Origin of the sequence: Halalkalibacter kiskunsagensis, assembly GCF_037027555.1 — a bacterium.
In the GTDB taxonomy this organism is placed as follows: domain Bacteria; phylum Bacillota; class Bacilli; order Bacillales; family Bacillaceae_D; genus Halalkalibacter; species Halalkalibacter kiskunsagensis.
This window is the reverse complement of sequence record NZ_JAXBLX010000004.1, coordinates 1-26,976: the sequence shown is the minus strand read 5'-3', so window position 1 is coordinate 26,976 and position 26,976 is coordinate 1. Positions and strand designations below refer to the sequence as shown.

Sequence of the window (26,976 nt, the reverse complement as noted above, 5' to 3'; positions counted from 1 at the left end):
TGATATGGCGTTAAAATTACGGTCTCAAATGCCTGAATTAGAAGGCGCATCAACTTGGTTAAACGGTGAGGTCACAAAAAGTGATCTAGTTGGAAACAAACCAACGCTCATTCACTTTTGGTCAATTAGTTGTGGTTTGTGCAAAGAAGCAATGCCAAATGTTAATGAGTTCCGCGATACTTACAAAGATAAGTTAAATGTAATTGCTGTGCATATGCCTCGCTCTGAGAAAGATTTAAATTTAGACGAAATAAAAAATGTGGCAGAAGAGCACGGGATTACACAACCGATTTTTGTTGATGATCAGCATAAATTAACAGATGCTTTTGAGAATGAATATGTACCTGCTTATTATGTATTCGATGAGGAAGGACAACTCCGTCACTTTCAAGCTGGTGGTGGCGGAATGAAAATGTTAACGAAGCGTGTAAACCGAGTTCTAGGTATTAAAGAATAAAGCAGAAAAAGGCTGATAAATGTCAGCCTTTTTCTGCTTTATTCTTATGTACATCACGATTGATAACTTTCTCATATATATATAATATGAGGTGATCAATCAATGAACATAATTGATAAAAGAAACTCTTTGGCATCTAGTCGCTCGACTTCCTACAGGAGAAGAGCAAAAAGTGCAATCAGAAATATTGCAATCCACCACAGTGCGACTACATCTGGGAGTGCAGAGGCGTTTGCGCGCTATCACGTTAATGAATTAGGGTGGCCTGGAATTGGATATCACTATGTGGTTGATCAGGATGGCTCGATTAGCTTATGCCATGACTTAGAGGTTGTTAGTTATCATGTAGGGAATAGTAATAGTTTTGCAGTTGGAATTTGTATGGTTGGTGATTTTCGAACACAATCACTAACAGTTGCCCAACGTCAAGCAACTTTAGAGCTCACTCGAAGTTTAATGGATCAATTAAGTATTCCTATTGATAATGTATGGGGTCATATCGAGTTTCCGGGATACTCGTGGAAACCTTGCCCATCTATTAGTATGCATAGTTTTCGAAATTGGTTGCGTGAGGAAGGGGCGACTTTTACTGACAGTCCACCTCCATCTCCGACGTATGTTGCAGGGGCACGACAAAGAACGATTCTTTCTAGAGGTGATCAAGGTGATGATATTCGGGCCTTGCAAGAACGTTTAGATGAACTTGGGTTTCACCCTGGTAGAATTGATGGAATATTTGGACCTCAAACAGCAGATGCTGTGATGCGTTTTCAACGAACGGCATCGATCTCGGTAGACGGAATCGTCGGGCCGGAAACGAGGGAAGCGCTACGTGACTTTGAGTCGGCAACAGAACCAATCGAACATGGTTCTCCTACAGATGAGCCAGATGACCGTGAGGAAATGTATCGAAAGGAGACGAGAAGAATGCTTCGCCTGATTCAGCCAATGATGAGAGGAACTGATGTTCAAGAAGTCCAAGGAAAAGTAGGAGTTGCGACTGATGGAATATTTGGACCAGTAACTGAAGCAAGTATTCGAGAGTTTCAAATAAGTGAAGGAATTACAGTAGATGGAATTGTTGGCCCGCAAACTTGGCATGCGCTAGATCGAATTCAAGAAAATGGTGGGGGAGGATACCAACGCCTATTGTCTGTTCAAACGCCATATATAAGAGGAGAAGATGTGAAACGTGTGCAGCGAGCTCTTAATATTCGTGTAGATGGTTTATATGGGCCACTTACTGAACAAGCGATACGAAATTTTCAACGAAGAGAAGCCATTACAGTAGACGGGATTGTAGGTCCACAAACGTGGAGAAGGTTATTTAATTAAAGATGGTGGTCAGAAAGAGTTGGTTTTTCTCCAAGATTTTGATCACCTCGAAGAAGTATGAGTGGCCATTTCTTTAACATAATTATGTGGACAAAGTCAGCACGAAATAAGGAGTATGGTTTAGGTTATAGACCTTATTTCGTGTAATAAAAAAGAGAATGTCTTAGGTTATTATCCTGAGACATTCTCTTCAAAGGTTTTACACTTCCATAATAATTGGTAAAATCATCGGTTTACGTTTTGTCCGCTCATATAAAAATGGACCAAGCAAATCAGTAATTTCATTTTTGATCTCAGACCATTGAGTTGTTTTCCGTTCCATCACTTCATTTAAATGACCTGCAAGTAGCTTCTGTGCTTCATGAATTAAATCGCTAGACTCCCTCATATAGACAAACCCACGAGAGATGAGATCAGGACCAGCTGTAACTTTAAACTCTTTCATATTTAAGCTAACAACGACAACTACAAGACCTTCTTCTGAAAGAATTCGACGATCTCTTAGTACGATATTGCCAATATCCCCTATGCCATTTCCGTCCACATAAACTGAGCCTGATGGAACTTTCCCCACCACACCAGCTTCTTCTGGATGAAGTGCTAATACATCTCCATTATCCATAATAAAACTATTTTCTACTGGGATTCCACAGTCGGCAGCTAGTCGTATGTGCATTTTTAACATGCGGTATTCCCCATGAATCGGCATGAAATATTGTGGCTTCATTAAACGAAGCATAAGTTTTTGTTCTTCTTGCCCACCGTGACCGGATGTGTGAATGTCATTTAATGAACCATGAATTACATCAGCACCTGCACGATACAACTGATTTATTGTTTTACTAACGCTTAATGTATTTCCTGGAATGGGTGATGATGAAAATACAACTGTATCTCCAGGTATGATTTGAATTTGACGATGAGTACCATTAGCAATACGTGAAAGTGCTGCCATTGGTTCACCTTGACTACCTGTGCATAATATAGTTACTTGATTGTCTGGTAGCTTGTTTAATTGAGATGGTTCAATAAATGTATTTTTGGGTGCATTAATGTAGCCTAACTCTTGACCAATTGTTAATGCATTTTCCATACTACGTCCAAAAACAGCTACTTTCCTGCCGTATTGAACAGCGGCTTCTACCACTTGTTGAAGGCGATGGATATTAGACGCAAATGTAGCAAAAATAATACGTCCATCAACTTTATTAAAAATATTACTTATGCTTTCTCCGACTTTTCTTTCTGACATAGTGAAATCTGGTATTTCACTATTTGTACTATCTGATAATAAGCAGAGCACACCTTCTTCTCCAATTTTCGCCATTTTTGTTAAATTAGCTGGTTCTCCAACTGGAGTGAAGTCAAACTTGAAGTCTCCGGTATGAACCACATTACCTGGTGGGGTTTTTACAACAATCCCATAAGAGTCAGGGATACTATGCGTTGTCCGGTAAAACGTCACTGATGTCTTCGTGAATTTTACAACTTGGTCTTCATGTATTTCATGCAGTTTGGTTTTTCGTAAAAGACCATGTTCTTCTAGTTTTCCTTTTAATAGACCTAACGCTAATTTCCCGCCATAAATCGGTATATTAACTGCTCTTAATAAATAAGGTATCCCGCCAATGTGATCTTCGTGCCCATGAGTGATAAAGAGACCTTTAATTTTATCTTCATTTTTTACTAAATAAGTGTAATCAGGTATAACATAATCAATGCCAAGAAGCTCGTCCTCTGGAAACTTAATCCCAGCATCGATTAGAATAATTTCATCTTGAAACTGTACAGCGTACGTATTTTTTCCGATTTCGCCTAGACCACCTAAGGCAAATACAGCAGTTTGGTTGTTTTTCACTTGTTTCATGGATTAAATTGTCTCCACATTAAAGTCTTCACTTTGTTTTTCATATTCAAGATATGCTCCAGAGACCGGTGTTACAAATTCAATATTATAATTACGTGAAGCAAGTTTTTTCCGTACCTCGGATTCACTCTCTCCTTCAACAAAGAGCGTTTCCGTAAATTCCCTTACAGGAACTTGGTTAAATTTCTTTTGATAAAATACTTTAAATATCATGTTACTACCTCTCCTTACCATTGGTTATATTTTCATTATAAAGCAAATGTCTCCGCATTTCATGTTTTTCTTTAAGTTGGAGCATTATTAGAAAATCTCTATGCATTATTAACCAGAGAAGTAGTGATTAAACTTCGATAAGACGGTTTTTAGGAAGTAGGTTCTTACAACTCTTTACAATTTTTTTTCTCCATCTACGTAACATGTGATTCACGCTCCTTTTTGAAATTGTAGTATTTTTCCTTTTAATTAAATGAGGATTTATATGTATAGTATGTGTTGGTTATAAATCTGCTGTTCAAGGTAATAAATGGATAAAAAAAAGTGATCCATTCCTAATGTTAAAATTAGGAAGAGAATCACTTTTTTTTATGCATGTAAATTGGGTAGATCTTTTTTTAGTTTATCTTGAAAACCTTCAATCCGGTCATAAAACATGATCCCATTGAGATGATCAAGTTCATGTTGGAAAACAATGGCTACTAACCCACGTAGGCGTAATGTTACATCTTCGCCGTTTAAGTTTGTTCCTTTAACGGTAATTCTAGAATACCTAGGAACGTTCCCTTGAATATCTCTATCAACGGAAAGACAACCTTCTCCACCTTCTAAATGAGTTTCTTCAATAGAATGGCTAACAATTCTCGGGTTAAATAGACCCATACTATAAAGCTGATCTTGCTCATCGGTTACATGGATAGCGAACATTCTTTTAGAAATTCCTATTTGTGGAGCAGCGACTCCAACTCCAGGTCGAAGTTCGTATTTCTCTGCAAGGTCTGGATCTTGGCTGTTGATGACAAACTCAAGCATTTTTTGCAAGGTTTGTATATCTTCTTTATTGGCTGGAAGAGGGACCTCTTTAGCTACTTGTCTTAATACTGGGTCTCCTTCACGAACAATATCCTTCATTGTTAACATTTATGTATCACTCCTTTTGCTTATAAGTTAACTTTATGAAGAAATAAATGAAATATCAAGTAGTATTCCTTAATGAATGATTAATAATAATACTTTTTCCCTTTTTCTATTGATTTTATAGTACGTATAACTAGTTACTAAACTAAGAAGAAGTAAGGCTTAGGTGCCTTACTCCTTCCGTTACTTTTTAGCAGTGACCGAACTTAGAAGCTCCAACAATAATAAGCAGGATGAAAAGTACAACGATTAACGCGAACCCTTTACCTGCACCTGGTCCGTAACTAGCTCCTGCAACAGCTGGAGAGCCGTATCCATAACCACAAGGGTCATAACAACATCCCGCACCTTGACCATATCCATATCCAAACATTTGACATTCCTCCTTTTTCGTCTTGGCACCGCATTGGTTGCGATTCACTAACTACTTTATGCAGGGAGAAGATCATTGGTTGGACGTTTGCCCATTTTAAAAGATTCTTTTTAGAGTTTGGTCAAAACAGTAGGTTGTCCCTTTTTGCCTAAACTCGAAGCCGCTGCGCTCTTACTATGAGTAGAGTTCTCATAGTAAGAGCGCAGCGCATCGTAGTCCTCACATTAAAAAAGGTTAGTTTTTCAGTGGACTCCAGTTTTTCCCTTATGACCAAACTCTTTTATTTATTTATTTATTTATTTATTTAGGGACAGGTACATATTTCCAATATTGCTCTCATATAATAGCAACGTTTACAGAATTATTTAAACGATGTATTGTACAAGTTGTACTTATTCCATTAGTCTAGAAGTAAGTAGCTATACAGGATAGGGGGAAATGGATGTTGAGTTTTGTAAAGTGGTTGGTAATTTTATTTGTAACAATTATTTTTCTAACAGCTTGCGGGGAAAACCCTGCAAATACCGTTTACGAGCATTTAGAGGCTGCGGTTGAACTTGAACAACCTTTTGAAGACCAACAAGAGCCACTTCAGAAGGCAGAAATAAGAGAGAATGACCTATTTGAGCAGATTATTGCTCTAGGTATGAATGATTTTGAGGAAATCGTTCAAGTTGCTGATGAAGCGATATCGTCGATTCAAGCACGGGAGAACATGATTATGAAAGAAAAGGAAAGTATCGAAGAAAGCTTTCAAGAATTCAAGAAAATAGAAGGGGAAGTTGAAAAGATAGAGGATTTTGAGCTGAATGATGTATTAACTGATTTGGTAAAGGTTATGCAAGAGCGTTATGATCATTATCAACAATTGTACGATAGTTACTCTGAAGCAATTCATTTAGATAAAACGTTGTTTGAAATGTTACAGGAAGAAGAGTTAGTTATGGAGGATCTTCAAAATCAAATTGACAATGTAAATGAAGCATATGAAAAAGTAGAAGGCTATAAAGAAGAATTTAATAAAACGACAGATGAGTATAACCAATTAAAAAGGGAATTCTACGAAAAAGCAGAGCTTAACGTACAGTTTGAATAGTACGTTAAGCTTTTTTCTATGTCATGTTTTACCTATGTTGATATAGACCTATGTTTATCTTTACTGAAATATATGAGGTGCGTAATTTGTAAGAGTCAAATCTGTACTATTGTAAAGTTAAATTGATATATAACAACTTAACTACTTAGTAAACCGAAGCTTTTTAATAAATAAATTAAAATTAAGATAAGCAAAAGGATTGACGGATTTTATTAAAGTGATGTAGACTTAATTTCGTAAGTTGTGTTGTATTACTTTGTTCGTAAATTGACTAATACAGACCAAGTGGAGTTTTGCGATGCAACATCAATCGTATTTTTATACATATGTGGCTAAGCGGAACTTGTCGAAATTTTGATGCAAACTTTACCATAGAGGTTATGTATGAGTAGAGATTGGGTATCCTATGGGAGAGATTTGTCAAGTAGAAATAGCCTACTTAACTTATAGTCATTTTAATTCAATGAAAAACGATTGACTTTATTTTTTATTTGAAAGGAAGAGGTGAAGGTAGTGAGTACAAAAACGTTAGAGCAAGTAGAAAATCAATTTGAAACGTTCCAGATTTTAAATGAGGAGGGCGAAGTGGTTAATGAAGCTGCAATGCCTGAATTAAGTGATGAACAGCTACAAGAAATTATGAGACGTATGGTTTATACACGAATTTGGGATCAACGTGCGATTTCATTAAACCGTCAAGGGCGCCTTGGTTTCTATGCTCCAGTAGCAGGTCAAGAGGCATCAATGTTAGGAAGTCAATTTGCCTTAGATAAAGAAGATTGGATTTTACCTGGTTACCGTGATATTCCACAAATTGTATTCCACGGCTTACCATTACATCAAGCATTCTTATGGTCACGTGGTCACTTTGCTGGAAGTCAGTTTCCTGATGGCTTAAACATTATGTTCCCACAGATCATTATCGGTGCTCAGATCATTCAAACAGCTGGTGTTGCACTTGGTCTTAAGCGCAAAAACAAAGACAATATCGCAATCACATATACAGGTGATGGTGGTGCGTCACAAGGTGATTTCTATGAAGGAATGAACTTTGCTGGTGCGTATAATGCTCCTGCAGTATTTATTGTTCAAAATAACCGCTTTGCTATTTCAGTACCTGTCGAAAAGCAATCTGCTGCAAAGACAATTGCTCAAAAAGCAGTTGCTGCTGGTATTGAAGGAATTCAAGTAGATGGTATGGACGTTCTTGCTGTCTATGCTGCAACAAAAGACGCTCGTGAGCGTGCATTAGCTGGTGAAGGTCCAACGCTTATTGAAACAATGACATATCGCTATGGTCCACATACTATGGCTGGTGATGATCCGACACGTTACCGCTCTTCAGATCTTGATGACGAGTGGACAAAGAAAGATCCTCTTGTTCGTTTCCGTAAATTCCTAGAGAAAAAAGGATTATGGACAGAAGAAAAAGAGAATGAAGTAGTTGATAAAGCAAAAGACGACATTAAAGAAGCAATGAAAAAAGCGGATGGAACGGCGAAACAAAAAGTAACGGATTTAATTGGCTTTATGTTTGAAGATTTACCGGCAAACCTCCGCGAGCAAATGGAAGAATATACAGCAAAGGAGTCGAAGTAACCTATGGCACAAATGACAATGATTCAAGCGATTACGGATGGTATGCGTAATGAGCTTAAGAATAATGAAGATGTTCTTGTGTTTGGTGAAGACGTTGGTCAAAACGGAGGGGTTTTCCGTGCGACTGAGGGCTTACAAAAAGAATTTGGTGAAGATCGAGTATTTGATACTCCGCTTGCTGAATCAGGTATCGGTGGTTTAGCGATTGGTTTAGGACTTACTGGCTTCCGTCCTGTAATGGAAGTTCAATTTTTCGGATTCGTTTTTGAAGTGTTTGATTCTGTCGCAGGTCAAATGAATCGTATGCGATATCGTACTGGTGGGAAATTAACGTCACCAATTACAGTGCGTTCACCATTTGGTGGTGGAGTTAAAACACCTGAGATGCATGCAGATAGTTTAGAAGGGCTTATGGCTCAAACTCCTGGTTTAAAAGTGGTTATTCCTTCAACTCCTTATGATGCTAAAGGTCTTTTAATTTCTGCGATTCGTGATAACGATCCAGTTGTTTACCTTGAGCACATGAAGCTTTACCGTTCATTCCGTGCGGAGGTACCTGAAGAAGAGTACACAATCCCACTAGGTAAAGCAGATATTAAACGTGAAGGTAAAGACTTAACTATTGTTACATATGGAGCAATGGTACATTCTTCACTTAAAGCTGCAGAAGAGCTTGAAAAAGAAGGTATTGATGTTGAAGTAATTGATTTAATGACAATTAGCCCACTGGATATAGAGACAATTATCGCATCTGTAGAGAAAACAAACCGTGCAATTGTTGTTCAAGAAGCACAAAAGCAAGCTGGTATCGCTGCAAATGTTGTAGCTGAAATTACTGAAAGAGCTATCTTAAGCCTAGAAGCACCAGTTTTACGTGTGACAGCTCCTGACACAATTTACCCGTTTGCATCTGTAGAAGATGATTGGTTACCAGATTATAAAGGTATTATTGACACGGCGAAAAAAGTTATTAATTTCTAATATTAAAATCTAGTTTTATTAAAAATAGACAAGCATAAGAGAAGGGAAGATGAAAGTCTTTCCTTTTCAGCTAATTTAACTGCTTAATTAAAGGAGGCACTTCAAAGTGGCATATAAGTTTAAACTGCCTGACATTGGTGAAGGTATTCACGAAGGTGAAATTGTAAAGTGGTTTATTAAACCAGGTGATGAAATTAAGGAAGATGACATTCTTCTTGAGGTTCAAAATGATAAAGCAGTTGTAGAAATTCCATCACCGGTTGATGGGAAAGTACTAGAAGTTCATGTTGAGGAAGGTACGGTAAGCATTGTTGGTGACGTTCTTGTAACGATTGATGCTGGGGATGCAAATCCTGTAGAAGAAGATAGCGCACCTGAAGCAGAAGCTGAGCCTGCTAAAGAAGAAGCTAAATCTTCTGAACCTGCTACAGATACTTCGAATGAAGATGAGGCAGATAATGGTGCACGTGTAATCGCTATGCCGTCTGTTCGTAAGTACGCTCGTGAACAAGGTGTATCAATTTCTAAAGTAAGTGGAACCGGTAAGAATGGTCGCGTTGTGAAAGAAGACATAGATACATTCTTAAATGGTGGTACAGCAACAACTGAAGCTCCTGCTCAACCAGAAGAAAAGGCAGTTGATGCAGCAGCTCCGCAAAAATCAGAGCCAGTGTCTATTCCAGTTGGTGAACAAGAAACGCGTGTTCCATTTAAAGGTGTTCGTAAAGCAATTGCTAAGGCAATGGTAAATTCTAAACATACAGCACCGCACGTAACACACATGGATGAAATTGAAGTTTCTGCTTTAGTTGCTCATCGTAAAGAGTACAAAGCCGTTGCAGCTGAACAAGGAACGAAGCTTACGTACTTGCCTTATGTTGTAAAGGCGCTTACTGCTGCTTTACGTAAATTCCCTGCACTTAATGCATCAATTGATGATGCTAATGATGAAATTGTATATAAAAATTACTTTAACATCGGAATTGCAGCAGATACAGAGCATGGTCTTTTCGTTCCAGTTGTTAAGGATGCAGATCGCAAATCAATTTTTGCCCTTGCTGATGAAATTAATGAGTTGGCAGTTAAGGCACGTGATGGTAAACTTAGTGGTGCGGAAATGAAGGGTGGTTCTGCTACAATTTCTAACGTTGGTTCTGCTCGTGGTCTTTGGTTTACACCAGTTATTAATCACCCAGAAGTCGCTATTTTAGGTATTGGTCGTATTGAAGAAAAGCCAGTTGTGAAGAATGGCGAGATTGTAGCTGCTCCAGTACTTGCTCTTTCAATCAGTTATGATCACCGTCTAATTGATGGCGTAACAGCTCAGAATGCACTTAACCACGTGAAACGTCTATTGAACGATCCACAATTATTATTAATGGAGGGGTAATGCATGGTTGTCGGAGATTTTGCAAATGAAGTAGATACGCTAGTCATTGGTTCAGGTCCTGGAGGCTATGTTGCGGCGATTCGCGCAGCACAGCTTGGACAAAAAGTAACAATTGTTGAAAAAGGAGAAATGGGTGGCGTTTGTTTAAACGTTGGTTGTATTCCTTCAAAAGCATTAATTGCTGCTGGTCACCGTTATCATAATGCAAAGCATTCTGAGGATATGGGGATTATTGCTGAACAAGTTTCAATTAATTTTGAGAAAGTTCAAGAATGGAAAGCTTCAGTTGTTAAGAAATTAACGGGTGGCGTTGAAGGACTTCTTAAAGGAAATAAAGTTGAGATTGTTCGTGGTGAAGCGTACTTTGCTTCTGAGAATTCAGTTCGTATTATGGATGAGAAAAGCGCTCAAACTTACAATTTTAAACATTGTATTATTGCAACAGGTTCTCGTCCAATTGAGATCCCTGCTTTCAAATATACAGATCGTGTTATTAACTCAACTGGTGCTCTTGCTCTTAAAGAAGTTCCAAAGAAAATGGTTGTAATCGGTGGCGGATACATTGGTATTGAACTTGCTGGAGCTTATTCAAATATGGGAACAGAAGTAGTTGTTCTTGAAGGCAGTAAACAAATTCTTGGTGGATTTGAAAAGCAAATGGCCAAGCTTGTTGAACGTCGTCTTAAGAAGAATGGTGTAGAGTTCAAAATGGAAGCTATGGCTAAAGGCGTTGAAGAGTCTGAGTCTGGTGTAAAGGTAACAGCTGAAGTAAAAGGAAAAGAAGAAGTATTTGAGGCTGATTATTGCCTAGTAACAGTAGGGCGTAAACCCAATACAGATGAGCTTGGTCTTGAGCAAATTGGTGTTGAGCTTAATGACCGTGGAGTTGTTAAGATTGATAAACAGTGTCGTACAAGCGTCTCAAACATTTTTGCGATTGGAGACGTTGTTGAAGGTCCACCACTTGCGCACAAAGCTTCTTACGAAGGCAAAATTGCGGCTGAAGCAATTGCTGGCGAGAAGTCTGAAGTTGATTACCTTGCCATCCCTGCTGTTGTATTCTCTGATCCAGAGCTTGCAAGCGTTGGTTATACAGAAGCAGAAGCAAAAGAAGCAGGATTTGATGTTGTTGCATCGAAATTCCCATTTGCTGCAAATGGGCGTGCTCTATCTCTAAATGAAACTGACGGCTTTATGAAGCTTATTACACGTAAAGACGATGGATTAGTTGTTGGGGCACAAATTGCAGGTCCTAATGCATCTGATATGATTGCTGAACTTGGTCTTGCGATTGAAACGGGGATGACAGCTGAGGATATTGCATTAACGATTCATGCGCATCCTTCGCTCGGAGAAATTACGATGGAAGCAGCGGAAGTTGCACTTGGTACACCAATTCATATCGTAAAATAAATAATAAAAAGACATCCTTAGGGGGTGTCTTTTTATTATTACTGTTAATTCATATGATTTACAAAGTTGTGTATAGAAGAGAAAATGGGTGAATCATAGGTCAAAAAAATGACCTTTTTGAATCACCCATTTTTCATGTATGTAAGTAGGGGAGGTAAGAATGGTAATTTAGCTTCATTGTCAATATGAAATATCTCGATTAAGTTTGCTAGTATTTCGTCTTTTGGGAATGTTCCTTCCATCCTTAAATTCTCTTTGTCTCCTGTTAGAACAAGCATAGTTGGGAACTGGTCAATATTAAAATAGCGGATAGCATCTCGTTCATTTGCATCAATGATAAAAAAAGAAGGCATCTCACTAGGATAATTTTGTTTTAGTTCAAGAAGAGCATCATAATACGTTTTTTCATCTTGAATAGTTGAAGAATCTGAAAATAGAACAGTAATCGTTTCTTCCGTTTGTTGTATAGGATTTTCAATTGAGGAAGCTTGAGAAAAACATGAATTTAATAAAAGAATAGAACTTAGGATCATCAATTCGATATACTTGTCCAATCGATTCACTTCCTTAGTTTAAGTACATTTTTTACTTCTTTTATAATGATACTTCATTTTAGCATGCATTTGAGTACCTAAGGATATTTGAAATTAAATTGTAATCAAATAGAAATATTTAGGACTTTTTACGTAATTCTGCAAGAGGATATAAATAAAAAAAGATGTGTGATCGTTTGATCGCACATCTAAAGGTTATTTATTTCTTCTTTCTTAATTCTGTTTTTTCTTTTTTAAAGGCATGCTTTTCTTCTTTAAGTTTCTCTCGTTCTTGCCTTAATTCATATCGTTCTTGACGTATTCTTTCTTTTTCAGTAGTCAAAGTAGGCTTTTCCAATTTTAATGACTTCATGAGAGCGAAAACCATCATAATCATAATAATTGTAAAGGGAAGAGCAGCAATAATAGCAGCTGTTTGCAATGCGCCCAAGCCCTTATCAGTAGATAAGAGTACAGCGGCTGTTGCAGAAATGATAAGACCCCAAACAAACTTCACTGAATTTGGTGGATTTAAATTCCCATTAGTTGTTTGCATACCTAACACTACAGTAGCAGAGTCAGCTGATGTAACAAAGAAAGATGAAATTAAAAATACGGCAATAATTGAAAGAACAAGTCCGAGTGGAAATTGTTCAAGTACAGCAAATAGAGCAACTTCCATTCCACCTGTTGTCATTGTATCCATTATATCTGCTGTCCCTAAACGTTGCATTTGGATTCCTGTTCCGCCAAAAACGGCAAACCAGAAAGCGCCAAAGAGAGAGGGGACTGCTAGAACACCAATGACAAATTCCCGAATTGTACGACCTTTTGATACACGAGCGATAAATGTTCCAACAAATGGTGCCCATGAGATCCACCACGCCCAATAGAAAATGGTCCAGCCTTCAACCCAAGTCGTTTCTGGATTGTAAACATCAAGGCGAAAGCTCATTCCAGCAAGGTTTTGAATATAGCTTCCAATCCCTTGTGTGAACACTCCCATAATATAACTTGTTGGACCAAATAACAATACAAATAACATAAGAGCAATAGCAAGATAAACATTTGTTTTACTTAATATTCGAATTCCCTTATTTAGTCCAGTTTGAGCAGATATCATAAATAAAACTGTAACAACGAGAATGACTAAGAGTTGTAGCAAAACGCTATTCATATTTTGTAAACCAGGAATTAAGTAGGCGAGTCCTGCGGAAATTTGAGCTGCACCAAATCCTAAAGAGGTTGCCACTCCAAAAATAGTAGCAAAAACAACTAGTACATTAATGGATGTTCCAATGCCTCCATTAGAGCGCTCGCCAATAAGTGGTTGTAATACGGCACTCATGACTGCTGGAGAACCTTTTCGAAATCTAAAATAAGCAAGTGCTAATGCTACGACAGAATAAATGGCCCATGGATGCAAGCCCCAATGAAAAAATGCATAACGCATCGCTTCTCCCGCTGCTTGATTAGAGTCTGGTTCGGCAGTTGGGGGGTCAAAAAAATGATACAATGGTTCAGCGACGCCCCAAAAGACAAGGCCGATTCCCATCCCTGCTGTAAATAAGAATGCAAACCAAGTCAAGTAATTGTATTCTGGTTTGTCATCTGGTTTTCCAAGCTTAATTTTTCCGTAGGGACTAAAAATTAAATAAAGACAAAAAATTAAAAAGCCCGTAGCAGCTAATAAATAAAACCATCCTAGTTCGTTCGTGATAAAACTTTGAATGGTCGTTGTAACAGTTTCTAAATTTGTCGGAGCAACTACCCCCCAAATAATAAAAGCAACTGCAATCACAACTGAAATTGTAAATACTGGTGTAACTTTTTTCATAATCATCTACCTTTCTTCATAAAACGCAAGTTCTACCGTACCATAAACTTAATGACGATAGCAAAAGTTTTCCCGTGATTCTTTGTATACCCTAAGTTGAAATAGAAAAACAGATATATTTAACTTAATCCTTTTTACAAATGCGAAGTTTAATGAACCATTAATGAGAGAAGCTGATTAATCATATAGGACCTGCTTTTTAAATATATAAGTAGGATAGCTTGTCTCTTGCATTGAAAATCGGCGTTCATCAGTTGTGATTTGTGCTAATTCTGTCGTAACTTCATGTAGAGATAAAAGTTCATGACAAATTTGACTTATGAATGAGTCAAGTTTCTTTTGTTGCTGAAGCAATTGCTTTATTTTCTCAATATTTATATAATGAGTAGTTGTTATTTGATGGTATTGGTCTTTATAAATTGAACAAAATGATTTAATTGTTTGGAGAATGATCGCTTGATCCTCTTGAGATAAAGATTGATTTAATCGCAAGTGACATATTTTACCTAGGTGAAAAAGAGTTAGATGCAAATAATCTAATTTCTTTTGTAGATACCCAAAGGAACGTCGTTCGAATTCACTCGATCGTCTGTACTGCCACTCATCATGCTGAAACTGTGTTAACTGATACGCTTTTGTTATTTCTTCATGTAAATGACGATAGTAATGGGTTCGATCTTTCGTGTCATCTGAAAAATGAGCTTCAATTATCGAAGAGAGCGTGGTTGCAGTTTTTTCATAGAGTGCATCAACTTTTTTAACTAGAATCGGTCCGAATTTAGGAGGCAGTATTAAAAAATTTACAAAAGTTGAAACAATAATGCCTATAGATGTTCCAGAGATTCTAATAGAAAAGTCGAAGAGTGCATGATCAGTTGTTCCAGGAATCATAGCTACTGCTGTCAAAGTAGCAACTAGTGTTCCTGTATCAAATTTAAGCTTTGAACAGACGATAATTGTGAGCATAGCGACAAGAGCATATGTAAGCGCATTTTGTCCAAGCATAAAGTCAACAGCTATCGCAAAAGTGGCCCCGAGTGCAGCGGCGGGTAATCGAATCATCCCTTTTTTTAAAGAGTCGGCAGCCGTCGGTTCAGTAGTTACAATCGCAGTAATAACTGCAAAAGTAGGAGGGAGTTTGATAAGATGGCATAGGAGGGCTGTAATAAAAACGGCCAAGCCTGTTTTAATAACTCGTCTTCCAATCCAGCTTTTCATATCTATAAACTCCTTATTATTGTAAATGATTGTGTACACGCAACTTTAGTATTGGAGATATGTAGATATGTTATACTCATGTATCTTTGATTTGAAGAGATTTGTAATTTGAACTATGAAAGGTGGGTTTTAAATGAAGCGCTTTTGTATATCTCTATTTATTTGTTTGGTGATTAGTGGGTGTCAAAGTCAAGTGGTACCTAGTGAAGAGGTCGATAATCATACAGAAACAGAAATTTCCGATAGACAAACTGAAAGAGAAGTAGACAATACTGAAGAAGCAAAAGAGACTGAAGAGCAAGAGGGAAAAGCTGAGACTGTTCAACCCGAAAGTCAGTATGTTATCAACAAAACAAATTGGTTAGTAGAACCAATTAATGAATCTAATGATCAAGTAGTCTTATTAACGATTGATGATGGACCTGAACAATATAGCGTCCAAATGGCTGAAACGTTAAAGGAACTAAATGCAGGAGCAATTTTCTTCGTAAATGGTCATTTTTTAAATACAGAAGAAGAAAGAGAAAAACTGAAAGACATTTATGAAATGGGTTTTGAAATAGGTAACCATACGATGACACACCCCAATATGAGTCAGCTTTCGAATGAAGAGCAAAGAAATCAAATCATTCAGCTTAATGATTTAATTGAAGAGATTATTGGAGAGCGCCCTAGATTTTATCGTGCTCCATTCGGTGTGAACACGAATGTATCAAATGAAGTAATAGAGGAAGAAGGGATGGTCTCTATGAATTGGACCTATGGATATGATTGGGAAAAAGAGTATCAAGAAGCAAACGCATTAGCGGATATTATGGTTAACACATCACTACTAACTAAAGGCGCTAATCTTCTTATGCATGACCGAAAATGGACAGCAGAGGCGTTAGAGGAAATTGTAATAGGGCTTAGAGCAAAGGGATATGAAGTGGTCAATCCTTCTTCAATTATCACAGAACATGAAGGAGCAACTAACTAGCTGGAAGTTGGCTAAAGGTTGATAGCGATTTATCACAGTAGTAGGATGTTCAGAGTATTCGGAATTACAAGTTTCGACTCTTGTCAACAATTGTTTCAAAAGGTAAAATAGGCGATATGTCGATTTTAGTTAGTAGCAGGAAGGTTGAAAATGATGAAAAGAACACACCGATTTATGTATGTAGTATTCTTGGCGTTGCTTCTAGGCGGATGTCAAGGGCAGGCTAGCGACGAAGAAGTCGTAAATGAAAAACAGCAACATCAAACTGAGAATGAAAACGAAGAAAAATTAGATATTACGATTTCTGAAAATGAAGCTCGATTTAAAGTTGATGACCTAATGGAGATTGTTGGCGGAGAGTGGGAGTTTGACCAAATTCATCGATCTTTACACGTCACAATTAATGAAGATCAATATTACCTTGTAGACGGTGTTCCTGTACTAGAAAGAAATGGCGAATACATACCATCTGAAGATGTGTACCTTATTGTTGAAGGAAATGAAGGAACAGAAGAGATTTATTTACCCGTTGAATTCTTAGAAATCGTACTTGGAACGAGTGTCGTTTATGAAGAAGAACAAGTGTCTTTCCAATGGTTTGGCCCAACAGAGCGAGTAGGGGGTCCACCTGAAGCATTTCTATTTGATGATTGGGATGTCGAACAGATGGTTGAGTATTTGTCTTTTTTAGAAAAACCAATAAAAGGCGCTCAAGTTAGTACTATTGCAAATCATCTGCCAGGAGCTCCAAGAGCATATCGCAATGGCTTCCATGAAGGAATTGATTGGTATGATTTTGCTTCTGGAGGTGGGATATCAACAGAAACACCTATCTATGCTATGGGCGATGGGGTAGTTGTAAGAGCTGATCATGATTTTACTGAATATGAATCAACAGAGGTCCGTAATCAAGACTTAGCATATACTGCTGAACTGGGTGATACGCCAGAATATATTTTTGATCGCTTAAGAGGAAGACAAGTTTGGGTTCAATATCAAGGAGGCGTCATGAATCGCTTTGCTCATCTTCACGATATTCCAAACGAATTGCAAGTAGGTGATCGTGTGAGTGCTGAAACAATCATCGGTTATGTAGGGAATTCGGGGACAAGCGATGGAGTTGCAGAGAATTATGAAGCGGGTTTACATTTGCATCAGGACTTATTGATTTTTGGCGAACTATTTTGGAAACCATTATCTCAGACCGAAGTTCGAGAAGTGTTAGAGCGCATTTGGGACTAAAGTTCTAACTAAGCTCCATCGACAATAGCTGTCGTAACCCTACAACCTTTTACAATGACTTTATGATAAGCTATAAAAAAAGATAAGTAAGTTTGCACTGATGGAGGTTTGGCTCAATGAATAAGTCGAATTTACTTGATGAGTTACGTCTTGAGATTGGTCTAGTGCGCGAGCAAGTTCAAACTTTATCTAGTTTTTATATCGGAATTATAAAGAAGTTTGGAAACTTTATGAATGATAACTCCTCTGTTTCGATTTATGAGACAAAAGAAACGTTCTTTCATTTAAAAGCTTGTTCTGGACCTAGTTATTTAAATACGACTATCCCCTTTGGAGAAAGTGTATTAAGTTTAGTTGCCATAAGAGGCAGGCTTGTTTTTCAAGTGGAAAACGAGATGCAAAAATTGTATTTGCCTTTTTACAAGGAACACCACTTACTTGGTTTAATCGTTTTCCATCTACCTACAAAAAGCTATCAAGTAACTGAAGAGGACTTTATTTTCATTAGGGAGGTAGGCCGTTTTATCGAGGTTCAACATGAGACGTTCTATCCTAGTACATATTAATAGTGTGCCGTAATACTTAAAAATTTTATACCCAATGTTTTGAGGATGTCTAAAAGGTCGATGTTGATCTAAATTGGACATCCTTTTTTGTTTTAAAAAAATAATGTGACATACAATATAGGGGTTGACGTCTCCAATAGTGTGTATTATTATTTAGATAAGCAAATAATAACGCTTACAAAAAATGCATAAAGGGGCTGGCTCTAATGGGAATTATCATTTGTCAATCATGTAATAAGACGATCGATGTGTTTGAAGGTGAAAAGGTCACAACGCTTTATGCAAAGGGAAATGGTTGTGAGCATTGTAAATCAACTGAGCAGAATAATAATAAATGAAAAAGAGGAAGACTCCTTTGCTAAGTTTTTGATTTAGGAATCTTCCTCGAACACTGAGCGGAATAATTACAAGATTTATTTAAAATAGGGTTTGATCCACGACTAGTAAGAGTAATATATGGTGCATCTTGATCATATATTTTTTACTAGGGGTCAAACCCTATTTTTTAGATTACTTATTTCTTTATTGTATAGCCCGATGTTCTTTAATTACTCGTAATGTTTCAAACGTTTCATCCTCAGGACCTTGTACCGGCAATCCACTTTTTACGTTTTTTTGAATATACGATAAGTTGTCCTCAGTGACAATTTCACCTGGAATTAAAATAGGAATTCCAGGTGGGTAAACCATAATAAATTCTGCAATAACCCTTCCAGTGGATTCTTCAAATGGAACAACTTCAGTTTCTGCATAAAACGCATCACGTGGTGATAAGGCAAGTGTTGGAATATTAGGCACATAAACAGATGTATGCTGGTTGTTATTATTGGACGAGCCGTGTTTTGCAGCAAGTTGTGTTAGAGCTTCTATGAGAATGTCTAATTTTTCTTGTGTATCACCTATCGTAACAATACAAAGAATGTTGTATAAGTCAGACATTTCTACTTCGATCATATAATTTTCCCGTAACCAGATTTCGACTTCGTGGCCATTTATACCTAACTCTTTCACTGTGATGATCAGTTTCGTCGGATCAAGATCAAATGTTGCTTTTGTCCCAAGAATTTCTTTGCCAATACATGATAGTCCATTAATTTGATTAATTCGATATCTAGTTGTTTCGGCAAGGTCAATTACCTCTGAAATAAGGCGCTCACCTTTTGTTGCTAATTGTTTTCTAGCAACATCAAGAGAAGAAAGTAATAAATATGATGTTGATGTTGTTGTGAGCATGCTTATGATCGATTGAACGCGTTTAGGTGAGACGAGACCTACTTTTACGTTTAGTATTGAACTTTGAGTCATGGAACCACCTAGTTTATGAACACTAGTCGCGGCCATATCTGCACCTGCTTGCATAGCCGATATTGGTAACTGGTCATGAAAATGAATATGCACACCATGGGCTTCATCCACAAGAACAGGAACGTCATAAGAATGAGCAATTTCAACAATTTTTTTTAAATTGCCTGCAACCCCAAAATAGGTTGGGTTTATTACGAGAAGTCCTTTGGCATCAGGATGAGCACTTAGGGCTTTTTCAACGGAGTCTGTTGTGATACCGTGTGATATCCCTAACTCAGGATCGATTTCCGGATGAATAAAGATAGGGGTAGCACCGGAAAAGATAATCGCAGACATAATTGATTTGTGTACATTACGTGGAACAATTATTTTATCTCCAGGTCCACAAACAGACATGATCATCGTCATAATGGCCCCGCTTGTTCCTTGGACAGAGAAGAATGTATAATCAGCTCCAAACGCTTCAGCTGCTAACTCTTGAGCTTCTTTAATAATTCCATGAGGATGATGTAGGTCATCTAAAGGTTCAATGTTTATTAAATCGATTGAGAGAGCATTTTCTCCGATAAAGTCTTTAAATTCAGAGTCCATCCCTTTACCTTGTTTATGACCAGGGATGTGAAATTGGATTGGTTGTTTTTCGGCGTGATTACGAACACCAGTGAACAACGGAGTAAGATGTTGTCGTGACAACAGGTTCACCTCATTTTTTTCAATTAAAATAATCATTATAAAACAAAGTTGAGTATATCAAAAAAGAAGATGAAAGCAAAGATTCTTTCTTAGTCTAATATGAAAAATGACACAAATTTTTATTTTTATATGATTGGGTACGAGTGAAGTAGAGGAGAAATATAGGTGGAACTGATTTATTAGAAACGAATGAAGGAGTTATTTCTAAGGCATTAGGAAATGTTGCTCTTTTTGAAAAAACTTGAAGGAACCTCTAAAAAAAAGGTAGTATTAGTTGGAGCGAACAGGATCATAACTGAGGTTGAAAGTATTCGCAACCGTTGGTCATAATGAAAGAGGGGAAGAGTAATATGGAGTCAAAGTTACCAATTTCACTTGATTGGTCTACCCAAGAGGTAATTGAGGTTATTCGTTTTTTTGAAGTTGTAGAGAAAGCCTACAAAGGTGGTGTTGATAGACAAAGTTTATTAGCGCACTACCGGAGGTTTAAAGAAATTGTACCAAGCAAAAGTGAGGAAAAACAGTTATTTAAACAATATGATGAAGAGTTAGACATTTCTAGTTACCATGTTGTTAAAAAAGCAAGAGATGAAATGACTAATATAATAAAAATGGAAAGAGGCTAATAAGCTTCTTTCCATTTTTTTATTATGATTGCTCCATAGCCTTTTGATAAATGGGTAGCAATTGTTCATACGTGTCTTTAGTAAAGTCTAATAGTGTTTGTCCATTTTTTAAAATTGGGCTATTTGGTTGAAGGTGACGTCCAACTAAGAATTCAGCTTTTTTTACATCACGAAGTCGTTCAAGGTCGGCAATTAAATCACTTTCATTCATAGTCCCAATTAGCGTCGCTTCTTTTTTCATATGATCTAAGGAAATAACAAAGTCATTGGGTAAATCCATAATAAGGTTGCTGTTTGTTAATAAAGATTCAGCTATGTTAGCTTTATTAGGGGCTTCATAAATGAGCGCGAACCATATAAATAAATGGTCATCAAATAAGCCAAGTTGGAAGTGTGGGTGTTTTTTATAGCCTCGTTTATCATGACAGATAGCAAGCCATGTATCGTTTGGGGGATTAACCTTTCTTCTGGCATGTCTAGCAATATGAAGGTACATTTCATTACCCGCTAAAATAGATAAGTCGTTTGTTAGAAGATCTCCTAACTCTTTGAACTTAGGTTGAATTTTTGACTGGATTGCCTCCATTCTTGCCTCTAGTCCTTCAATGTTAAATACGTCAAAATCTGACATAGTAAATCCATTCAAACTCATAATCTTAACCTCACTTTATCATTTATAATAACATTTTATCATATATCGACTAATGATCTCGAATTTTATGAAGTGAAAAACAAAAAGAAAAACTTGCTAGGTCAAGTCTTTATCAAATTATTGAATGTTTTTTTATTTCATTTCCTTCTATTATTAAATGTGCTATAATAAAATTAGTTTAAATAACAGAAAATTTAGTCTATATTAACTGGTTAGTATTTTGCTAACGATCATAAGGGGAGTGAAGCCATATGGAACAAGTTGTGCAAGCTTTTATTCGTGAAGATGGAGAAATGAGAATTCCCGTGTTGCGCCTCGAAATTGACTATGAGCTTGCAACTCTACATGATGCTTTACTCGATGAAGATTTAGTAGTAATTAAACAAACAAAACAGCGACTTGAACATCTCCGCAAGGAACTTATTTTGTTAGAGGTATAATAAGAATTTAATTTGGAGGGTGACTTTTTAATTCTGAGTCACCTTCTCTTTTTGGTTAAAGGATGAAAAGAAAGTCAGTTACGGAGGGTGAGGCAGTAATTAGTTTGGGAGATAAGAAAACTAAGGATCCCGCCGGATTGTCAAACTTCGGTCATGTATAGTGGGTAGGACTGTGTTAGTGTTTTTTTATTTCATTGTTTTTGAAGGAGTGAAAGAAGCGGAGTCCTGAAGCCCTCCATAACTGCAGGAAGAAACAGTGCAAAGAGTTCTTCCTGCAGTTATTCCGAGTGGGAGAGACGTGAGTTTGGGTGGTAAGAAAAACTAAGGATCCCGCCGGATTGTCAAACTTCGGTCATGTGAAGTGGGTAGGACTGTGTTAGTGTTTTTTTGAAATTTATTTGGCGGGATCCAAGTTTTTCTAAAATTTTTCTATTTCCAAAATGTATGTCATAATAGGTTGGAAGGTAGTTCGATTTTTAGGAGGTCATGTATATGTCAATCGACTGGTTAGAGCTTGAAAAAACGGCAAGAAACTGGATATATGAAGCTGCTAGCTTGATTAAACAATCACTAGCTAACCCAATTCAAATTGAATCCAAGTCTAATCCGGATGATTTAGTAACAGAAGTTGACAGAGCGGTTGAATCATTCTTTTATCATAAGATTCAAAAAACATACCCTAAGCATTTATTTCTTGGTGAGGAAGGGGTTGCTGAGGAGCTAGATTCGTTAAAAGGAACAGTGTGGATTATTGATCCAATTGATGGAACGATGAATTTTGTCCATCAAAGGTATAACTTTGCAATCTCAGTAGCGGTCTACCATGAAGGTGTTGGAATGGTTGGTCTTATTTACGATGTAATGAATGATGAATTGTTTCATGCTATACGTGACCAAGGAGCATACATAAATGATGAAGAATTAGTACCAGTAAAGGAAAGACCACTTCACGAATCAATTATTGGATTAAATGCCAAGTGGCTAGTTCAAGAGAAAAACCCATATCGAAACCCGTTGAAAGCGCTCGTTCGTGACGTTAGAAGCATTAGGTCTTATGGATCTGCGGCGATCGAAATAGCGTATGTGGCAGCAGATAGATTAGATGGTTACATTAGTGTGAATTTATCACCATGGGACTATGCAGCGGGAGTTATTTTATTAGAAGAAGTTGGTTGTAGAGCTTCAACATTTAAGGGAGAGCATTTAGATTTCTTACAAAAGAGTACGGTCATTGTGGGCAAGCCTGATCTTCATAAAGAGATGGTTTCATCTTATGTTGGAGAGGAGTTATAAAAAAATGAAAAAAGTAGGGTTTATTGGACTAGGTACGATGGGTCTACCAATGACAAAGCATTTAGTAGATGCTGGCTTTGAAACTTTTGTAGTCAGCAGAAGTAGAGGACCAGTTGAAGACGCAGTCGCGTACGGAGCTAAAGAGGTTGATACTCCTAAGAAACTAATGGAAAACGTTGACATAGTTATGACGTGTTTACCGGCTCCTCAAACAATTATTGATGTATATGAGGGACAAAATGGTCTGATTGCAGGTGTGAGCGCTGGGAAAATTATCATTGATCATTCGACAGTAGATCGAGAAACAAATGAACATGTGCAAAAGCTGTTAGCTGATAAAGGCGCTTTGTTTTTAGATGCTCCTGTAAGTGGGGGACCAATGGGGGCAAAAGCCGGTTCGCTGACAATCATGTGTGGCGGTGAAAAAGAAGCATATGAGCAAGCGAGACCAGTAATGAAAGCATTTGGAGAATACATCGTTCATGTTGGACCAACGGGTAGTGGCACAGTAGTTAAATTATTAAATAATATGTTAATTGGAGTGCATCAATCCGCATTAGCAGAGTGTTACATAATGGCAGAAAAAGCGGGAGTTGATCCTGCGATTGCATATGACTTAATCAAGAGAAGTGCAGGTTTTTCAAAAAGTATGGATTGGTCCGTAGATGCCATCCTTGATCGCCAATTTGATCCACGCTTTTCTATTAATCTTCTCCACAAAGATATTCGCCTTGCCTTAGACCTTGCTGAACAAATTGATATGCCCCTTGATATGATTAAACTAGGCGAACAAAAAGTAGCTGAAGCAAAAGTGGAGTTCGGGGATCAAGACGTTTGTGCGATCGTTCGTCCATTAGAAGAAAAAACAGGCGTAATGTTAAAGAGAAAGCAATAATAAGTAGGCCGCTGAAAAAGTTCATTGAGGAAGTGGCAATGGCTCCGCGCGTTGCGCGCCAGCGGATAGAGAAACCAACTCATAGCGGGCTTTAAAACAAGGCACCGGCTGCGCTCAATGCTTCGAGGGCACTGAAAAAGAAGGGTGTCTTTTTTGAGACACCCTCCTATGCTTCTTGGCCTATTGTCTAAGAAGCTTTTTACGTTACATCTTTACAAAAACTCCTACCTAAAACAAAGGAATAGTCCTAAATCGATAAATAAGAGTCAAATGAATTTCATTAAAAACAGGTTATTTGAGCAAGAGTGATTACACTTCATTGGATTCTCTAAGTTTTTTACGTAATGTAAACCCTAGGCCAGTCGCTAAAATAACACCAGCAATAGCTAATAAAGCTATTAGAATGCTTCTTTCAGCAACGGCGACTCCAATACTCATAATACAAATGACAGTAATTGCTGCAAGCAATAGGAATAATACATTCTCCTTCTTCATATGGATCCCCCTCAAAACGAACATTCTCTAATCCTAAGTTTAACTCGAAACATAAAAAAGAAAAACCCCAACAATGTGACAAATACGTTAAACATGTTACTGATAGTGAAAAAGTCGTTGTTTATTATGGATAATTAAGTAAATAATAACAGATAATGAAAAACAATTCTCATAATTAGCACCCTAGTAACAGTCTGTTTCATAACTATTTGTCGATAATTGTTTCTTTAAAAAGAATTTGTGATATACTTGTACAGTTAATGAACAAATAAGGAGAGAAAAATATGACTATTCGTAACGATATACGTAACATCGCTATCATTGCTCACGTTGACCATGGAAAAACGACCCTCGTTGACCAATTATTAAAACAATCAGGTACATTCCGTGAAAACGAACAAGTTGATGAGCGCGCAATGGATTCTAATGCACTAGAGAAAGAGCGTGGAATAACGATTCTTGCTAAAAATACAGCAATTAACTATAAAGATAAACGAATTAATATTATGGATACCCCAGGACATGCTGATTTCGGTGGAGAAGTTGAACGGATTATGAAAATGGTTGACGGTGTATTACTCGTCGTTGATGCCTATGAAGGTTGTATGCCACAAACTCGATTTGTATTAAAAAAGGCTCTTGAGCAAAACCTTACGCCTATCGTTGTCGTAAATAAAATTGATAGAGACTTTGCACGTCCTGCAGAAGTAGTTGATGAAGTCATTGATTTATTTATAGACTTAGGTGCAAACGAAGATCAATTAGAATTCCCAGTAGTATATGCTTCTGCTATCAATGGAACAGCAAGTATGGACGCGGAACAACAAGATGAAAATATGACTTCGTTATTTGAAACAATTATTGAAACAATTCCTGCTCCAATTGATAATAGTAATGAGCCTTTACAATTTCAAGTGACGATGCTTGATTATAACGATTATGTTGGTCGTATTGGAATTGGTCGTGTATTTAGAGGAACGATCAAAGTTGGTCAACAAGTAGCTCTAATGAAGCTTGATGGCTCTGTTAAACAGTATCGTGTAACAAAAATGTTTGGTTTCTTAGGTCTTAAGCGTACAGAAATTCAAGAAGCGAAAGCTGGAGATCTAATTGCTATTTCTGGTATGGAAGAAATTAACGTTGGAGAGACGGTTTGTCCAGTAGATCACCAAGAAGCTCTACCAATCTTACGTATTGACGAGCCGACTCTTCAAATGACGTTTCTTGTGAATAATAGTCCTTTTGCTGGTCGTGAAGGGAAGTTTGTTACGAGCAGAAAGCTAGAAGAACGTTTAAAATCAGAACTAGAAACGGATGTAAGTTTACGTGTTGAAAACACAGAATCACCTGATGTATGGATCGTATCGGGGCGTGGAGAATTACACCTTTCTATCTTAATTGAAAACATGCGTCGTGAAGGCTATGAGCTTCAAGTTTCTAAACCGGAAGTTATCATCCGTGTAATTGATGGTGTGAAATCTGAGCCGATGGAGCGTGTTCAAATTGATGTTCCTGAGGAATATACGGGTTCAGTTATGGAATCTGTCGGAGAGCGTAAAGGTGAAATGCTTAATATGACGAATAATGGAAGTGGACAAGTTCGTCTTGAGTTTTTAGTTCCAGCACGTGGATTAATTGGTTACACAACTGAATTCCTATCTCAAACTCGTGGTTACGGAATTATTAATCACTCGTTTGATAGCTATGCACCAATGACTCCTGGACAAGTAGGGGGCCGTCGTCAAGGTGTGCTTGTATCAATGGAAACTGGGAAAACTAGTCAGTATGGAATTATGCAAGTAGAAGATCGTGGAACGATTTTTGTTGAACCAAGTGTTGAAATTTACGAAGGCCAAATTGTTGGGGAGCATACTCGTGACAATGATCTTGCCGTAAACATTACGAAGATGAAGCAACAGACAAATGTCCGTTCTGCTAACAAAGATAATACTGTTACGATGAAGAAGCCACGTATTATGAGTCTAGAAGAAGCACTTGAATACTTGAATGAAGATGAGTATTGTGAATTGACTCCTGAATCTATTCGTCTTCGCAAGAAAATCTTAAATAAATCAGAGCGTGAGCGTGAAGAAAAACGTAGAAAGCTTGCAGCAAAGTAAGGAATAAAGTTGGGTGATAGTATGGACAATCAGTTTACTGAACAAGAATTAGAAGCATTAACTTGGATGATGCGTTTAACGGCGGATAATCCATGGTATGGTTTTTTAACTTATCTTGTTGTCGTCTTATTAACTATTGTTGTGTTCAATTTAGGGTTTGCAAGAGAGTTACCAATTCTAAAGAAGGTATTGGTTTACGTCATGTTAGTAATTGGGAGCTTTGTTATGTGGTTTTTGGAGTTTGCGTTTGGTGCTCCGATTATTGCTGTTTTGATTATTTCTGGTATTATCCTAGGAATGTATCGTTTCAGATTGCATAGGCATCGAAAAGAAAAAGAACAAGCATAAAAGAAAGAGAGCGAGTTAAACTGGCACCTATGTCAAGGACACAATAAAAAAAGAGATTAAGCAACTAGAAGATGATTCCTATATTGAATAGG

At 37.3% G+C, this 26,976-nt stretch carries 27 protein-coding genes; 17 read left to right on the top strand and 10 right to left on the bottom strand.

All coding sequences use genetic code 11. The annotated features are described in order from the left end of the window. The first annotated feature begins 4 nt into the window (after positions 1–4). Both SLH51_RS03340 and SLH51_RS03335 read left to right on the top strand, forming a co-directional pair. The gene (locus tag SLH51_RS03340) at positions 5–457 is read left to right on the top strand and encodes a TlpA disulfide reductase family protein (RefSeq protein ID WP_335959105.1); all 453 of its coding nucleotides are present in this window, start codon (positions 5–7) and stop codon (positions 455–457) included. A gap of 102 nt (positions 458–559) precedes the next feature. Then, on the top strand, positions 560–1,792 hold the full coding sequence (locus SLH51_RS03335) for a peptidoglycan recognition protein family protein (RefSeq protein ID WP_335959103.1): 1,233 nt from the start codon (positions 560–562) through the stop codon (positions 1,790–1,792). 199 nt (positions 1,793–1,991) lie between these two features. On the opposite strand, the gene rnjA is transcribed toward SLH51_RS03335, so the two are convergent. The 4 genes from rnjA to SLH51_RS03315 all read right to left on the bottom strand — a co-directional run bounded on the left by rnjA (position 1,992) and on the right by SLH51_RS03315 (position 5,163). Beyond that, a complete protein-coding gene (gene rnjA, locus SLH51_RS03330) occupies positions 1,992–3,659 on the bottom strand; it encodes a ribonuclease J1 (protein WP_335959101.1) in 1,668 nt (555 codons plus the stop codon). A 3-nt stretch (positions 3,660–3,662) separates the two neighbouring features. Beyond that, positions 3,663–3,872 carry a DNA-dependent RNA polymerase subunit epsilon gene (locus tag SLH51_RS03325; protein WP_335959099.1) on the bottom strand — a complete coding sequence of 70 codons (210 nt, stop codon included), beginning with the start codon at positions 3,870–3,872 and terminating at the stop codon, positions 3,663–3,665. A gap of 369 nt (positions 3,873–4,241) precedes the next feature. Next, the gene (gene def / locus SLH51_RS03320; RefSeq protein WP_335959098.1) at positions 4,242–4,793 is read right to left on the bottom strand and encodes a peptide deformylase; all 552 of its coding nucleotides are present in this window, start codon (positions 4,791–4,793) and stop codon (positions 4,242–4,244) included. A 187-nt stretch (positions 4,794–4,980) separates the two neighbouring features. Next, complete coding sequence (locus SLH51_RS03315) at positions 4,981–5,163, bottom strand: YjcZ family sporulation protein (RefSeq protein WP_335959097.1); 183 nt, start codon at positions 5,161–5,163, stop codon at positions 4,981–4,983. Positions 5,164–5,605: 442 nt separating this feature from the next. Between SLH51_RS03315 and SLH51_RS03310 the strand changes: the two genes are divergently transcribed. The 5 genes from SLH51_RS03310 (at position 5,606) to lpdA (ending at position 11,642) form a co-directional block, all read left to right on the top strand. Continuing rightward, positions 5,606–6,259 (top strand): YkyA family protein, encoded by a 654-nt coding sequence (locus tag SLH51_RS03310; protein WP_335959096.1) that lies wholly within the window; start codon positions 5,606–5,608, stop codon positions 6,257–6,259. 513 nt (positions 6,260–6,772) lie between these two features. Further along, positions 6,773–7,858 carry a pyruvate dehydrogenase (acetyl-transferring) E1 component subunit alpha gene (pdhA, locus tag SLH51_RS03305; RefSeq protein ID WP_335959095.1) on the top strand — a complete coding sequence of 362 codons (1,086 nt, stop codon included), beginning with the start codon at positions 6,773–6,775 and terminating at the stop codon, positions 7,856–7,858. 3 nt (positions 7,859–7,861) lie between these two features. Further along, a complete protein-coding gene (locus tag SLH51_RS03300) occupies positions 7,862–8,839 on the top strand; it encodes an alpha-ketoacid dehydrogenase subunit beta (protein ID WP_335959093.1) in 978 nt (325 codons plus the stop codon). Between the two features lie 106 nt (positions 8,840–8,945). Beyond that, complete coding sequence (locus SLH51_RS03295; protein ID WP_335959091.1) at positions 8,946–10,229, top strand: dihydrolipoamide acetyltransferase family protein; 1,284 nt, start codon at positions 8,946–8,948, stop codon at positions 10,227–10,229. Between the two features lie 3 nt (positions 10,230–10,232). Then, positions 10,233–11,642, top strand: coding sequence for a dihydrolipoyl dehydrogenase (gene lpdA / locus SLH51_RS03290; protein WP_335959089.1), 1,410 nt, complete (start codon positions 10,233–10,235; stop codon positions 11,640–11,642). A 122-nt stretch (positions 11,643–11,764) separates the two neighbouring features. On the opposite strand, the gene SLH51_RS03285 is transcribed toward lpdA, so the two are convergent. The 3 genes from SLH51_RS03285 to SLH51_RS03275 all read right to left on the bottom strand — a co-directional run bounded on the left by SLH51_RS03285 (position 11,765) and on the right by SLH51_RS03275 (position 15,230). Then, positions 11,765–12,196, bottom strand: coding sequence for a protein disulfide isomerase family protein (locus SLH51_RS03285; RefSeq protein ID WP_335959087.1), 432 nt, complete (start codon positions 12,194–12,196; stop codon positions 11,765–11,767). A 199-nt stretch (positions 12,197–12,395) separates the two neighbouring features. Then, complete coding sequence (locus SLH51_RS03280) at positions 12,396–14,012, bottom strand: glycine betaine uptake BCCT transporter (protein ID WP_335959275.1); 1,617 nt, start codon at positions 14,010–14,012, stop codon at positions 12,396–12,398. A 177-nt stretch (positions 14,013–14,189) separates the two neighbouring features. Then, positions 14,190–15,230, bottom strand: a complete 1,041-nt coding sequence (locus tag SLH51_RS03275; protein WP_335959085.1) for an FUSC family protein — start codon at positions 15,228–15,230, stop codon at positions 14,190–14,192. A gap of 133 nt (positions 15,231–15,363) precedes the next feature. Here SLH51_RS03275 and SLH51_RS03270 point away from each other — a divergent pair, with 133 nt between their 5' ends. The 4 genes from SLH51_RS03270 to SLH51_RS03255 all read left to right on the top strand — a co-directional run bounded on the left by SLH51_RS03270 (position 15,364) and on the right by SLH51_RS03255 (position 18,355). Continuing rightward, on the top strand, positions 15,364–16,209 hold the full coding sequence (locus tag SLH51_RS03270) for a polysaccharide deacetylase family protein (RefSeq protein ID WP_335959084.1): 846 nt from the start codon (positions 15,364–15,366) through the stop codon (positions 16,207–16,209). Positions 16,210–16,359: 150 nt separating this feature from the next. Then, positions 16,360–17,451, top strand: a complete 1,092-nt coding sequence (locus SLH51_RS03265; RefSeq protein WP_335959083.1) for a M23 family metallopeptidase — start codon at positions 16,360–16,362, stop codon at positions 17,449–17,451. A 116-nt stretch (positions 17,452–17,567) separates the two neighbouring features. Next, on the top strand, positions 17,568–18,017 hold the full coding sequence (locus tag SLH51_RS03260) for a hypothetical protein (RefSeq protein ID WP_335959081.1): 450 nt from the start codon (positions 17,568–17,570) through the stop codon (positions 18,015–18,017). A gap of 206 nt (positions 18,018–18,223) precedes the next feature. Next, positions 18,224–18,355: a GapA-binding peptide SR1P gene (locus tag SLH51_RS03255; protein WP_335959080.1), complete on the top strand. Its 132-nt coding sequence runs from the start codon at positions 18,224–18,226 to the stop codon at positions 18,353–18,355. A 184-nt stretch (positions 18,356–18,539) separates the two neighbouring features. Here SLH51_RS03255 and SLH51_RS03250 read toward each other — a convergent pair whose 3' ends face one another. Further along, positions 18,540–20,051, bottom strand: coding sequence for an aminotransferase class I/II-fold pyridoxal phosphate-dependent enzyme (locus tag SLH51_RS03250; RefSeq protein ID WP_335959078.1), 1,512 nt, complete (start codon positions 20,049–20,051; stop codon positions 18,540–18,542). 314 nt (positions 20,052–20,365) lie between these two features. On the opposite strand from SLH51_RS03250, the gene SLH51_RS03245 reads away from it, so the two are divergent. Beyond that, positions 20,366–20,641: a UPF0223 family protein gene (locus SLH51_RS03245; protein ID WP_335959077.1), complete on the top strand. Its 276-nt coding sequence runs from the start codon at positions 20,366–20,368 to the stop codon at positions 20,639–20,641. A gap of 22 nt (positions 20,642–20,663) precedes the next feature. On the opposite strand, the gene SLH51_RS03240 is transcribed toward SLH51_RS03245, so the two are convergent. Continuing rightward, a complete protein-coding gene (locus tag SLH51_RS03240; RefSeq protein WP_335959076.1) occupies positions 20,664–21,293 on the bottom strand; it encodes a YktB family protein in 630 nt (209 codons plus the stop codon). Between the two features lie 251 nt (positions 21,294–21,544). Here SLH51_RS03240 and SLH51_RS03235 point away from each other — a divergent pair, with 251 nt between their 5' ends. The 3 genes from SLH51_RS03235 to SLH51_RS03225 all read left to right on the top strand — a co-directional run bounded on the left by SLH51_RS03235 (position 21,545) and on the right by SLH51_RS03225 (position 23,921). After that, positions 21,545–21,733: a hypothetical protein gene (locus SLH51_RS03235; RefSeq protein WP_335959075.1), complete on the top strand. Its 189-nt coding sequence runs from the start codon at positions 21,545–21,547 to the stop codon at positions 21,731–21,733. Between the two features lie 492 nt (positions 21,734–22,225). After that, positions 22,226–23,026: an inositol monophosphatase family protein gene (locus SLH51_RS03230; RefSeq protein ID WP_335959074.1), complete on the top strand. Its 801-nt coding sequence runs from the start codon at positions 22,226–22,228 to the stop codon at positions 23,024–23,026. 4 nt (positions 23,027–23,030) lie between these two features. Beyond that, complete coding sequence (locus tag SLH51_RS03225; protein WP_335959072.1) at positions 23,031–23,921, top strand: NAD(P)-dependent oxidoreductase; 891 nt, start codon at positions 23,031–23,033, stop codon at positions 23,919–23,921. A gap of 309 nt (positions 23,922–24,230) precedes the next feature. Here the strand turns inward: SLH51_RS03225 and SLH51_RS03220 are convergent, their stop codons facing one another. Then, a complete protein-coding gene (locus tag SLH51_RS03220; protein WP_335959070.1) occupies positions 24,231–24,416 on the bottom strand; it encodes a DUF5325 family protein in 186 nt (61 codons plus the stop codon). 284 nt (positions 24,417–24,700) lie between these two features. On the opposite strand from SLH51_RS03220, the gene typA reads away from it, so the two are divergent. Both typA and SLH51_RS03210 read left to right on the top strand, forming a co-directional pair. Next, entirely contained in the window at positions 24,701–26,536 is a 1,836-nt protein-coding gene (typA, locus tag SLH51_RS03215; protein WP_335959068.1) for a translational GTPase TypA, read from the top strand. A gap of 21 nt (positions 26,537–26,557) precedes the next feature. Next, entirely contained in the window at positions 26,558–26,884 is a 327-nt protein-coding gene (locus tag SLH51_RS03210) for a YlaH-like family protein (protein WP_335959066.1), read from the top strand. Positions 26,885–26,976: the final 92 nt, after the last annotated feature.